Here is an 11645-nt window from a genome sequence, read left to right as displayed (position 1 = left end):
GTCGAGACCGACGCGCCGTTCCTCACGCCCGTGCCGCACCGCGGCCGCCCCAACGCGCCGTACCTCGTTCCCGTCACGGTGCGGTTCATGGCCGCTGAGCTCGGCCTCGACGTCGACGAGCTGTGCGTCCGCATCGCGGCCAACACCGTCGAGGTGTACGGCGAGTTCTGACGCGGCCCGTCGACCCGCGACAATGGACGGATGGTCACTCTGCTCGGGCCCACCGAGATCCGCTCGCTCGCCGCGTCGCTCGACGTCACCCCCACGAAGAAGCTGGGGCAGAACTTCGTCGTCGACGCCAACACGGTCCGCAAGATCGTGCAGGTCGCGCGCGTGGACGAGGACGACAGGGTCGTCGAGGTGGGACCGGGGCTCGGATCCCTGACGCTCGCGATCCTGGAGACGGGCGCGCGGGTGACGGCGGTCGAGATCGACCACCGGCTTGCCGAGCGGCTGCCCGAGACCGCGGCGCAGCACGGCGTCTCCGAGGGCGCGCTCACGGTCGTCGACGCCGACGCGCTGCGTGTGACCGAGCTGCCGGGCGACCCCACCGTGCTGGTGGCGAACCTGCCGTACAACGTTTCTGTGCCCGTGCTGCTGCACTTCATGGAGACGTTCCCGCGACTCGAGCGCGGCGTCGTGATGGTGCAGGCCGAGGTAGGCGAGCGCCTCGCCGCCCCGCCCGGCAGCAAGGTCTACGGGGCCCCGAGCGTGAAGGCCGCCTGGTACGGGCCCTGGCGGCTCGCGGGCACGGTGTCGCGGCAGGTGTTCTGGCCCGTGCCGAACGTCGACAGCGTGCTCGTCGCCTTCCAGCGCGACCCCGAGCCGCGCGGTACCGAGGACGAGCGGCTCCGGACGTTCCGCATCGTCGACGCGGCGTTCCAGCAGCGTCGCAAGATGCTCCGTCAGGCGCTCGCGGCCGTGCTCGGCGGCACGGCCGCGACGGCGAGCGAGGTGCTCGAGCGGGCGGGTGTGGCGCCGACCGCGCGTGGCGAGGAGCTCGCGATCGACGACTTCGTCCGGATCTCCCGCGCGATCGGGCAGATAGCCTGAAGACGTGATCCCCACCCCGCGAGCGCGCGCCAGCGTCGCATCGAGCGAGCGCAGCGAGTCGACGTGACCTTCGCCGAGGAGATCCCCTCCGTGCGCGTGCGCGCTCCGGGCAAGATCAACGTCTATCTCGAGGTGGGTGCGCTGCAGGGCGACGGCTACCACGAGCTCGCGACGGCGTTCCAGGCCGTGTCGCTGTACGAGGACGTCGTGGCCACGCAGTCCGACGAGTTCACGCTCTCGATCTCCGGCACGGTCGACCTCGACGGCGTGCCGACCGACCGCCGCAATCTCGCCCTGCGCGCGGCGCTGCTGCTCGCCGACGAGACCGGCTACGAGGGCGGGGTGCACCTCGATGTGCACAAGCAGGTGCCGGTCGCGGGCGGCATGGGAGGCGGATCGGCGGATGCGGCCGCCGCGCTGCTCGCCTGCGACGCGCTGTGGGACACGCGCCTGACGGGCCCCGAGCTGCAGCGCCTCGCCGCGCGGCTCGGTGCCGACGTGCCGTTCGCGCTCAAGGGCGGCACCGCGGTGGGTACGGGGCGCGGCGACCTGCTGAACCCCGCGCTCGCGCGCGGCCGGTTCGACTGGGTGCTCGTCACGAGCGAAGAGGGAATGTCGACGCCCAAGGTGTACGGCGAGCTCGACGCGCATCGCGAGCGTCACAAGGTCGACATCGGCCCCGTCGTGCAGCGACCGTCGGTCGACGCCGAGGTGCTGCACGCGCTGCGCGCGGGCGACGCCGCGATGCTCGCGGCCGCCCTGCGCAACGACCTGCAGGTCGCCACCCTGCGCCTGCGGCCCGATCTCGCCGCCGTGCTGGAGGAGGGCGAGTCGGCGGGCGCGCTGGCCGGCATCGTGTCGGGTTCCGGTCCGACCCTCGCCTTCCTGTGCCGGTCGGCCGAGCATGCGCTCGAGCTGCGCACCGCGCTCGAGGCGGCCGGTCACGGCGCGCTGCACGCGCACGGTCCCGTGCCCGGCGCGCGCATCGTCGGCTGACCATCCCGGGATCCGCCTCGATCCGTCCTTCACCTGTCCGGATGTCCCCGAGCGGGGTTACGCTCGCAGCATGCGCGCACTCTGGCGGGACCACGTCGTGGCCGAATCCCCGGACGATCGGATCGTCATGATCGAGGGCAACCGGTACTTCCCGCCGGACACGCTCGATCGATCGATGTTCCACGCGAGTCCCACCCCGTACACGTGCGCCTGGAAGGGCGAGTGCCAGTACTGGACCCTGCGCCACAGCCAGGGCGAGGTGCACGACGAGGCGGTCGATGCGGCCTGGAGCTACCCGACCCCGCATCACAGCGCGATCGAGCGCGTCGGCGTCGACTTCTCGGGCTACGTGGCGTTCGGCAAAGACGTCCGCATCGTCGCCTGATCCGGCGGCGTGGGCATCGAGTTCCGGTCCGTCCGCAAGACCTACGCGGACGGACGCGGCGAGACCGTCGCGGTCGACGACGTCAGCCTGATCGTGCCGTCGCATCGCACCGTGGTGCTGCTCGGGTCCTCCGGATCCGGCAAGACCACGCTGCTGCGCATGGTGAACCGCATGGTCGACCCCACGTCGGGCGCCGTGCTGATCGACGACGAGGACGTGCGCGACAAGGATCCGGTCAGGCTCCGCCGCGGCGTCGGCTATGTGATGCAGCAGGCAGGGCTGCTGCCGCACGTGCGCGTGATCGACAACATCGCGACCGTGCCGGTGCTGAACGGCGTGGCGCGGAAACAGGCGCGCGAGCACGCGGCCGAGCTGATGCAGACGGTCGGCCTCGACGCGCGCCTGGCGAACCGTTACCCGTCGCAGCTCTCGGGTGGCCAGCAGCAGCGTGTCGGCGTCGCACGGGCGCTCGCGGCGGATCCGAACATCCTGCTGATGGACGAGCCGTTCGGCGCGGTCGACCCCATCGTGCGCCGCGAACTGCAGCACGAGCTCCTGCGCCTGCAGCAGGAGCTCGGGAAGACGATCCTGTTCGTCACGCATGACGTCGACGAGGCGTTCCTGCTGGGCGACGAGGTCGTGATCCTGGCGACGGGCGGCCGGGTCGTGCAGCGCGGCACCCCCGCAGAGATCCTCGCGGCGCCGGCCGACGACTTCGTGGCCGACTTCGTCGGTGTCGCCGGCGGCAAGCGTGAGCTGACGCTGCGCACCTCCGGTGACAGCACGGTGGTCGTCGACGGATCCGGTCGCGTGCAGGGGGTGCTGCGCGCGGAGGGCGGCGGATGAGCTGGGTCGCCGACAACATCGGTCTCATCCTCTCGCTGACGGGCGAGCACCTTCAGCAGAGCCTGCTGCCCATCGTCTGGGGTCTGGTGCTGTCGCTGCCGCTCGGGTGGATCGCGCACCGCTGGCGCGCCGTGCGGGGTCCGGTGATCGCCATCACGGGCCTGCTGTACACGCTTCCCTCCCTCGCGCTGCTGCCGCTGCTGCCGGTGCTGTTCGGCATCAGCGCGCTGAGCGAGCTGAACCTCGTGCTCGCGCTGACGATCTACGCGGTGGCGATCCTCGTACGCTCGGTGGCCGACGGCTTCGACTCGGTCGACGGGGATGTGCGCCTCGCGGCGGTGGCGATGGGCTACGGGGCCGGCCGGCGGTTCTGGGGCGTCGAGCTGCCGCTCGCGGGACCCGTCATCCTCGCCGGGCTGCGCGTCGCGGCCGTGAGCACCGTCGCCCTCGCCACGGTCGGCATCCTGATCGGCGTCACGAACCTCGGCTACCTGTTCACGAACGGCTTCCAACGGCGCATCGTGGAGGAGATCTTCGCCGGCGTCGTGGCCGTCGCGATCGTCGCGCTCGTCGTCGACCTGCTGCTCGTGCTCGCCGGGCGCCTGCTGCTGCCCTGGGCGCGCCTGTCAGGAGCGAAGGGGAGCCGCGCGTGAACCTGCTGCGGGAGGCCCTCGCGTGGCTGTTCTCGCCCGAGCGGCTGGTCGGGTCGCACCCGCTGCCCGAGGCCGCGCTCGTCCACCTCTTCTACACCTTCGCGGCCGTCGCCATCGCGGCCGCGATCGCGGTCCCGTCCGGCTGGGCGATCGGGCACACCGGCCGCGGCCGCGAGGTCGCGGTCGCGATCTCGGGTGCCGCCCGCGCGATCCCGTCGTTCGGGCTCATCCTGCTGCTCGTGCTCCTGATGGGTGTGACGCGCAAGCCGGAGGCCGCGATGATCGCCTTCGTGCTGCTGGCGATCCCGCCGATCCTCGCGGGCGCGTACGCGGGGCTCGAGGCGATCGACCGGCGCACGATCGATGCCGGGCGCGCGCAGGGGATGACCGAGTGGCAGATCCTGTGGCGCATCGAGGCCCCGCTCGGGCTGCCTCTGCTCGTGGCGGGGCTGCGCTCCGGAATGCTGCAGGTGGTCGCGACCGTGACGCTCGCGGCCTACGTGAACCTCGGCGGCTTGGGGTACGACATCATCCAGGGGATCGCGCTGCGCCGATTCGACCAGGTGCTGGGCGGCGCGCTCGCCGTGGCCGCGCTGGCGCTCGTGCTCGACGGCGTGTTCGCGCTGCTGCAGCGGGCCGCGCAGCCGCGACATCTGCGCGAAGGACCGCGGCATCGGAAGCGGACCGGTCCCGGTGTCCCCGCCACCGCGTAGGCTCTCGCCCAGGACGACGGAAGGCGCAGTGATGAGCACGGTGGGTTGGACCAAGAGGATGCGCGGCGCGACGCTGGCGGGTGCCGCCGGACTGGCGCTGGTGCTGGCGGGATGCGGGTCGAGCGACCCCCTCGCGGAGCCGAGCGAGCCCGCGGGCGAGGAGACGACGGGCGGATCGGAGACGATCGTCGTCGGATCGCAGGCGTACGCCTCGAACGAGATCATCGCCGAGATCTACGCGCAGGCGCTCGAGGGTGCGGGCTTCGAGGTCGAGCGGAAGTTCTCCATCGGCCAGCGCGACGCCTACCTGCCGTCGCTCGAGAGCGGCGAGGTCGACCTGTTCCCCGAGTACACGGGCAACCTGCTGCAGTTCTACGACGCCGGCACCGAGGCGCGCACGGCAGACGACGTGTACGCGGCGCTCACCGAGGTGCTGCCGGAGGGGCTGACGGCGCTCGACCAGTCGACGGCCAGCGACCAGGACTCGTACACCGTCACGGCGGAGTTCGCCGAGGAGAACGGGCTCACCACCATCGCCGACCTCGCCGACGTCGAGGGCCCGCTCACGCTGGGCGGCCCGCCTGAGCTCGAGGAGCGCCCGTACGGCCCGACCGGGGCGAAGGAGCTCTACGGGGTCGACCTCGAGTTCTCGGCCACGGGTGACACCACGGTCGAGGAGCTGCTGGCCGGCACGATCGACGTCGCGAACGTCTTCACGGCCGACCCGCGCATCGAGACCGAGAACCTCGTGCCGCTGGAAGACCCGGAGGGTCTGATCCTCGCCTCGAACGTCGTGCCGATCGCATCGAGCGACATCGCCGAGGAGATCGCCGACGTGATCGATCCCATCAGCGCTGCGCTCACGCCCGAGGGGCTCGTGGGGCTGAACGTGCAGAACACCGTCGAGCAGCGGTCGCCCGAGGACGTCGCAGCCGAATGGCTCGAGGCCAACGGCCTGGGCTGATGCTCGAGCTGTACGGCGAGGTGCGAGCGGCGTACCGCGAGTTCGCGCGGTACGCCGCCGGCGCGTCCGACACGTTCGCGCAGTGGGCGCTCGCGGTCGCGGAGGACGACGAGGTCGTCGCGTGGCTGGGCGAGCTTCCCCCGGTCAAGCGTCAGCCGAACCTGGTCTTCGCGGCCGCGCGCCTGCACGGCGTGCCTGCGCCCGGCCCGTACGAGGGCTTCCGTGCAGCCGTGCTCGGCGGCGAGGGCGTGGCGATCCGCGACACGATCCTGACGCACGCCACGCAGACGAACGAGGCCCGGCGGCTCGCCACGCTGCTGCCGGCGCTCACGCTCGCGGCAGGGGGACGCCCGCTCGCGCTGATCGAGCTCGGCCCGTCGGCCGGTCTGTGCCTGCTTCCCGATCGCTGGTCGTACCGCTGGCGCACGCCGAACGGCGAACACACGATCGGCGGACCGGATGATCCGGAGCTGGACTGCGACGTCACGGGCCCGGCGCCGCTGCCCGCCGAAAGGCCGGCGGTGGCGTGGCGCAGCGGGCTCGACATCGCGCCGATCGACGTGCGCGACGACGAGCGGGTGCGCTGGCTCGAGACCCTCGTGTGGCCCGAGCAGCACGAGCGCCTGGCTCGTCTGCGCGCGGGCGTGGAGCTGGCCCGTCGCGACCCCCCGCCCATCGTGACGGGTGACCTGCGGCGGGATCTGGACGCCCTGATCGACCGGGCGCACGCGGAGGCGCCCGACGCGGCGGTGATCGTGGTGCACAGCGCCGTGATCATGTACCTCGAAGGGTCAGACCGCCGTGACTTCGAGGCCGCGATGCGTGAGCGCGTCGCGGAGGGCCGGTGCCACTGGGTCAGCATGGAGGCCTCGGGCGTCGTGCCCGGGCTGGTGGCCGAGGTGCCCGCCGGCCACCTCGTGCTGGGCCTCGACGGGGACGCCGTCGCGTCCGCCGACCAGCACGGCGCCGCCCTCGGCTGGCTGCGCTGACCGGACGGTCGCCGCTGCAGGGTCACCGGTGTGCGTCGGCGAGACGATCCCTGCATAATGAAGCCACCGGGTGTGAACGTGCACATCCGGTGCCGCGCGGAGGCGGGGCGGCTCGGGGACAGCGCTGGCGCTGAAGCGGGACCGGAGAAGAGCGAGGGCATTCGTGGACCAGGCGACGGAACGTGCGCGGATGCCGAGCATCCGCGACGTCGCGCGCTTGGCCGGCGTCTCCCACCAGACCGTTTCGCGCGTCCTGAACGATCATCCGAGCATCCGGCCCGAGACGAAGCAGCGCGTGCTCGACGCGATCTCGGTGCTCGACTACCGGCCGAATCTCGCCGCGCGCGCGCTCGTCACGAGCCGCTCGAACCTGATCGGCGTGATGTCGGCGACGATCGGCGAGTTCGGACCCGCGTCGTCCATCGCGACGATCGAGGAGGCCGCCCGCGTCGAGGGCTATGCGGTCACGACCGTGAACCTCCCCGCCACGACGCCCGAGGCGATCGGCGCCGCCGTGCGGCAGCTCGTGCGCGAGCAGATCGCCGGCATCGTCGTCATCGCGCCGCAGGTGCGGGTGTTCCATGTCCTGCGGGGAATGGCCATCGACGTACCCTTCGTGAGCCTTCAGACCGCCTCCGGAGCGACGGGGGAGACCCTCGCCGCCGACCAGGTCGAGGGGGCGCGGCTGGCGACGGCGCACCTCGTCGCGCTCGGCCATCGAGACATCATCCATCTCGCGGGCCCGCAGGACTGGATCGAGGCCGAGTCGCGTATGCGCGGCTATCTCGACGCCCTGCGGGAGGCGGATCTGCCGACGATCGCGCCCATCCGGGGCGACTGGACGGCCGACTTCGGCCACTTCGCCGGCCAGGAGCTGGCGCGCCGCGGTGACTTCACGGCGGTGTTCGCCGCGAACGACCTCATGGCGATCGGCCTCATGCATGGCTTCCGCGACGCGGGGCTCGAGGTGCCGAGGGACGTCAGCGTCGTCGGCTTCGACGACATCCCCGTGGCGCCGCACGTGTGGCCGCCGCTGACCACCGTGCACCAGGACTTCCCGGAGCTCGGTCGCCGCGCGGTCGAGCTGCTCCTCGCCGAGATCCGCGGCGAGGACACGCCCGCTTTCGGCCCGCTGGAGCCGGTCATGCTCGCGCGCGAATCGAGCGCGGCGCCCCGCCGCGGCTGACGTTCGCCGGCGCGCTTGACATGTCGCCCGAGGGGATGCACGATGTACTCCGATGTGAACGGTCACAAACCTCACGGATGAGGTACCCGAGTGATCCAGACAGCGAGGTCGAAGTGAGCAACACGGCAGCCATGCCGGCGGTGTCCGCCCCCATCCTCGAGATGCGCGACATCTCGAAGGAGTTCCCGGGCGTCAAGGCGCTCTCGCACGTCAGCCTCACGGTGCAGGCGGGCGAGATCCACGCGATCTGCGGCGAGAACGGCGCCGGCAAGTCGACGCTCATGAAGGTGCTGTCGGGCGTGTACCCCTACGGCTCCTACACGGGCGACATCCTGCTCCGGGGCGAGGAGATGCGCTTCCGCGACATCCGCGCGAGCGAGTCGGCGGGCATCGTGATCATCCACCAGGAGCTCGCACTCATCCCCGAGCTGTCCATCACCGAGAACATCTTCCTCGGCAACGAGGTGCGCGCCGGCATCGCGATCGACTGGCGCGAGGCGCGCATGCGGGCGGTCGAGCTGCTCGCGCGCGTGGGTCTCGAAGAGGACCCCGACACCCAGATCAAGGCGCTCGGTGTCGGCAAGCAGCAGCTCGTCGAGATCGCGAAGGCCCTCAACAAGGACGTCAAGCTGCTGATCCTCGACGAGCCGACGGCGGCGCTCAACGAGGACGACTCGCAGCATCTGCTCGACCTGATCCTCGGCCTGAAGGGCCGGGGGATCGCGTCGATCATCATCAGCCACAAGCTCAACGAGATCGAGCAGATCGCGGACGAGATCACGATCATCCGCGACGGCCGCAAGGTCGAGACGCTCGACATCACCAAGGGCGAGATCAACGAGGACCGGATCATCCGCGGCATGGTGGGGCGCTCGCTCGAGAGCCGCTATCCCGACCGCGAGTCGCACCCCGGCGAGGTGTTCTTCGAGGTGCGGGACTGGGTCGTGCGCCACCCGACGGTGTCGGAGCGCTTCGTCGTGAAGGGCTCCAGCCTGCACGTCCGCCGTGGCGAGGTCGTCGGCATCGCGGGCCTCATGGGCGCGGGCCGCACCGAGCTCGCGATGAGCATCTTCGGCCGCTCGTACGGCGAGTACGTGTCCGGCACGATCGTCAAGGACGGCCGCGAGATCGAGCTGACCGACGTCTCGAGCGCGATCCGCAACGGCCTCGCGTACGTCAGCGAGGACCGCAAGGTGCTGGGCCTCAACCTGCTCGACACGATCAAGCGCTCGACGGTCTCGGCCAAGCTGTCGAAGATCGCCCAGCGCGGCGTCGTCGACGAGCGCCTCGAGCACCGCATCGCGGAGGAGTACCGCCAGGCCCTGCGGATCAAGACGCCGAGCGTCGACGTGGGCGTCTCGACCCTGTCGGGCGGCAACCAGCAGAAGGTCGTGCTGGCCAAGTGGATGTTCACGGATCCGGATCTGCTGATCCTCGACGAGCCCACGCGCGGCATCGACGTGGGGGCGAAGTACGAGATCTACCAGATCATCAACGACCTCGCTGCGGCGGGCAAGGGCGTGATCGTGATCTCGAGCGAGCTTCCCGAGCTGCTCGGCATCAGCGACCGGATCTACACCGTGTTCGAGGGGCGGATCACCGACTGCCTCGACGCCGCAGACGCGACCCCCGAGGCGCTCATGCGCAGCATGACCTCCCTGAGCCAGAAAGCGATCGCATGACAAGCACCACCGAGACCGAGAACCGCGGCTTCCGCTTCAGCGACATCCGCACGATGTTCGGCGGCGGACAGTCCGTCACGCGCCAGTTCGGCATCCTCGGCGCGCTGATCGTCATCATCCTGCTGTTCCAGGTGCTCACGCTCGTCTTCCGCGGCGCCGGGCTCACGCTCTCGAGCGGCAACCTGATCAACGTCGTCAACCAGTACTCGTACATCCTGATCCTGGCGATCGGCATGGTGATGGTGATCATCATGGGTCACATCGATCTGTCGGTCGGATCCGTCGCGGCCTTCACCGGCATCATCGTCGCCAAGTCGATGGCCGACTGGAACCTGCCCTGGCCGCTCGCGATCCTGCTGGGTCTCGGCGTGGGCGTCCTGGTCGGGGCGTGGCAGGGCTTCTGGGTCGCGTACGTCGGGGTGCCGGCGTTCATCGTGACGCTCGCGGGCATGCTCTTCTTCCGCGGCGCGAACCAGTGGATCGGCGACTCCCAGACCGTCGCGGTCCCGCGCGAGTTCGTCTACATCGGCGCCGGCTATCTGCCCGAGATCGCCGTGCCGCTGCCGTTCAACGTGCCCACGATGATCCTGGCCCTCCTCGGCGTCGCGTGGATCGTGTTCAACGAGCTGCGCCTGCGCCGCATCCAGAACAAGATGGGCGCCGCCAAGGCGCCGCTGTGGGTCAGCGTCCTGAAGATGCTGCTGCTCGCCGCCGTGATCCTGTGGGCCGGATGGATGTTCGCGACCGGTCGCGAGGGCACCAGCTTCCCGGTGTCGGGCATCATCCTGCTCGTCCTCGTGATCATGTACTCGTTCCTCACGAACAGCACGGTGTTCGGTCGCCACATCTACGCGGTCGGCGGCAACCGGCAGGCGGCGCGCCTGTCGGGCGTGAAGGACCGCTGGGTCGACTTCTTCGTGATGCTGAACATGTCGGTGCTGGCCTCGATCGCGGGCATGATCTATGTCGCCCGCGCCACGGCCTCCGGCCCGCAGGACGGCAACGGCTGGGAGCTCGACGCCATCGCCTCGGTGTTCATCGGCGGCGCGGCGGTCTCGGGCGGCATCGGCACCGTGATCGGCTCGATCATCGGTGGTCTCGTGATGGCGTTCCTCAACAACGGCCTGTCGCTGCTCGGCGTCGACGCCTCGCAGGTGTCGATGATCAAGGGCCTCGTGCTGCTGATCGCGGTCGGCATCGACGTGTGGAACAAGCAGCAGGGCCGCCCCTCGGTCATCGGATTCCTGATGAACCGGCGCAAGGCCATCGCCGACTTCTCCGGCGACATCCCGACTCCCGCCGCAGCGGACGCGGCCGGAAAGAAAGAGACCGCGGCTCGCAGGTGAGTCGTGCTCTCGTCCCGATCACAGAAAGTGACACCAACCACATGAAGAAGATCGCTCTCACCGCCACCGCGGCCTTCGCGGTCCTGGCGCTCGGTCTTGCCGGCTGCTCCTCGGAGCGCGGCGGCGACACCGGCGGCGGCGCTGCCCCGGGTGAGTCCGAGGCTCCCGCGGGCTTCGAGGAAGGCGCCCGCATCGGCATCGCGCTTCCCGACAAGACCAGCGAGAACTGGGTGCTCGCGGGCGACCTGTTCACGCAGGGGCTCGAGGACGCCGGCTTCCAGGCGGACGTGCAGTACGCGCCCGCGAGCAACACGGTCGCCGAGCAGCAGAACCAGATCCAGGCCATGGTCACCTCCGGCGCGAAGGTCATCGTCATCGGCGCGAAGGACGGCAAGCAGCTCTCGACGCAGGTCGAGGCCGCCCGCGACGCCGGTGCGTACGTGATCGCGTACGACCGCCTGATCGAGAACACCGAGGCCGTCGACTACTACGTGGCCTTCGACAACTTCAAGGTCGGCGAGCTGCAGGGTCAGGCCCTGCTGGACGGTCTCGAGGCGAACGCCGGCCACGACGCTCCGTACAACATCGAGCTCTTCTCGGGCTCGCCGGACGACGCGAACGCGGCCGTGTTCTTCGACGGCGCGATGAGCGTCCTGCAGCCCAAGATCGACGACGGCACCCTCGTCGTCGGCTCGGGTCAGACCGAGATCGGCCAGACCGCCACGCAGGGCTGGCTCGCCGAGAACGCCCAGGAGCGCATGGACGGCATCCTGACGTCGACGTACGGCGACAAGGAGCTCGACGGCGTGCTGTCGCCGAACGACACCCTGGC

Annotated in this window: 13 protein-coding genes; all 13 read left to right on the top strand. The window is 70.5% G+C overall.

The window, feature by feature from the left end; genetic code table 11:
• A partial coding sequence (locus RIF89_RS06370; protein ID WP_309068297.1) for a TatD family hydrolase occupies positions 1 to 171 on the top strand: 171 nt, incomplete at its 5' end.
• 30 nt (positions 172 to 201) lie between these two features.
• A complete protein-coding gene (gene rsmA, locus RIF89_RS06365; RefSeq protein ID WP_309068295.1) occupies positions 202 to 1053 on the top strand; it encodes a 16S rRNA (adenine(1518)-N(6)/adenine(1519)-N(6))-dimethyltransferase RsmA in 852 nt (283 codons plus the stop codon).
• A 63-nt stretch (positions 1054 to 1116) separates the two neighbouring features.
• Positions 1117 to 2049: a 4-(cytidine 5'-diphospho)-2-C-methyl-D-erythritol kinase gene (locus RIF89_RS06360; protein ID WP_309068294.1), complete on the top strand. Its 933-nt coding sequence runs from the start codon at positions 1117 to 1119 to the stop codon at positions 2047 to 2049.
• Positions 2050 to 2119: 70 nt separating this feature from the next.
• Positions 2120 to 2434, top strand: a complete 315-nt coding sequence (locus tag RIF89_RS06355; protein WP_309068293.1) for a DUF427 domain-containing protein — start codon at positions 2120 to 2122, stop codon at positions 2432 to 2434.
• Between the two features lie 9 nt (positions 2435 to 2443).
• On the top strand, positions 2444 to 3280 hold the full coding sequence (locus tag RIF89_RS06350; protein WP_309068292.1) for an ATP-binding cassette domain-containing protein: 837 nt from the start codon (positions 2444 to 2446) through the stop codon (positions 3278 to 3280).
• Positions 3277 to 3933: an ABC transporter permease subunit gene (locus RIF89_RS06345; protein ID WP_309068291.1), complete on the top strand. Its 657-nt coding sequence runs from the start codon at positions 3277 to 3279 to the stop codon at positions 3931 to 3933. The genes RIF89_RS06350 and RIF89_RS06345 overlap by 4 nt, the downstream gene beginning before the upstream one ends.
• Positions 3930 to 4646, top strand: a complete 717-nt coding sequence (locus RIF89_RS06340; protein WP_309068290.1) for an ABC transporter permease subunit — start codon at positions 3930 to 3932, stop codon at positions 4644 to 4646. Before RIF89_RS06345 ends, RIF89_RS06340 begins: the two co-directional genes overlap by 4 nt.
• Before the next feature lie 31 nt (positions 4647 to 4677).
• Positions 4678 to 5610, top strand: coding sequence for an ABC transporter substrate-binding protein (locus RIF89_RS06335; RefSeq protein ID WP_309068289.1), 933 nt, complete (start codon positions 4678 to 4680; stop codon positions 5608 to 5610).
• Positions 5610 to 6599, top strand: a complete 990-nt coding sequence (locus RIF89_RS06330; protein ID WP_309068288.1) for a DUF2332 domain-containing protein — start codon at positions 5610 to 5612, stop codon at positions 6597 to 6599. Before RIF89_RS06335 ends, RIF89_RS06330 begins: the two co-directional genes overlap by 1 nt.
• 190 nt (positions 6600 to 6789) lie before the next feature.
• A complete protein-coding gene (locus RIF89_RS06325) occupies positions 6790 to 7785 on the top strand; it encodes a LacI family DNA-binding transcriptional regulator (protein WP_309068287.1) in 996 nt (331 codons plus the stop codon).
• Between the two features lie 131 nt (positions 7786 to 7916).
• Entirely contained in the window at positions 7917 to 9467 is a 1551-nt protein-coding gene (mmsA, locus tag RIF89_RS06320) for a multiple monosaccharide ABC transporter ATP-binding protein (RefSeq protein WP_309068296.1), read from the top strand.
• Positions 9464 to 10813 (top strand): multiple monosaccharide ABC transporter permease, encoded by a 1350-nt coding sequence (gene mmsB / locus RIF89_RS06315; protein WP_309068286.1) that lies wholly within the window; start codon positions 9464 to 9466, stop codon positions 10811 to 10813. The genes mmsA and mmsB overlap by 4 nt, the downstream gene beginning before the upstream one ends.
• A 41-nt stretch (positions 10814 to 10854) precedes the next feature.
• Positions 10855 to 11645, top strand: a 791-nt coding sequence (locus RIF89_RS06310) for a substrate-binding domain-containing protein (protein WP_309068285.1), incomplete at its 3' end; no start/stop codon positions are given.

Origin of the sequence: Microbacterium sp. (genome assembly GCF_031178525.1) — a bacterium.
Taxonomy (GTDB): Bacteria; Actinomycetota; Actinomycetes; order Actinomycetales; family Microbacteriaceae; genus Microbacterium.
Note: the sequence above shows the minus strand (reverse complement) of the source record. Positions and strands in the feature narration are given on the sequence as shown.

Coding starts and splice junctions, on each gene's coding strand:
- mmsB (WP_309068286.1), top strand. CDS start 9,464: ATGACAAGCACCACCGAGACCGAGAACCGCGGCTTCCGCTTCAGCGAC.
- RIF89_RS06335 (WP_309068289.1), top strand. CDS start 4,678: ATGAGCACGGTGGGTTGGACCAAGAGGATGCGCGGCGCGACGCTGGCG.
- RIF89_RS06345 (WP_309068291.1), top strand. CDS start 3,277: ATGAGCTGGGTCGCCGACAACATCGGTCTCATCCTCTCGCTGACGGGC.
- rsmA (WP_309068295.1), top strand. CDS start 202: ATGGTCACTCTGCTCGGGCCCACCGAGATCCGCTCGCTCGCCGCGTCG.
- RIF89_RS06355 (WP_309068293.1), top strand. CDS start 2,120: ATGCGCGCACTCTGGCGGGACCACGTCGTGGCCGAATCCCCGGACGAT.
- RIF89_RS06325 (WP_309068287.1), top strand. CDS start 6,790: ATGCCGAGCATCCGCGACGTCGCGCGCTTGGCCGGCGTCTCCCACCAG.
- mmsA (WP_309068296.1), top strand. CDS start 7,917: ATGCCGGCGGTGTCCGCCCCCATCCTCGAGATGCGCGACATCTCGAAG.
- RIF89_RS06330 (WP_309068288.1), top strand. CDS start 5,610: ATGCTCGAGCTGTACGGCGAGGTGCGAGCGGCGTACCGCGAGTTCGCG.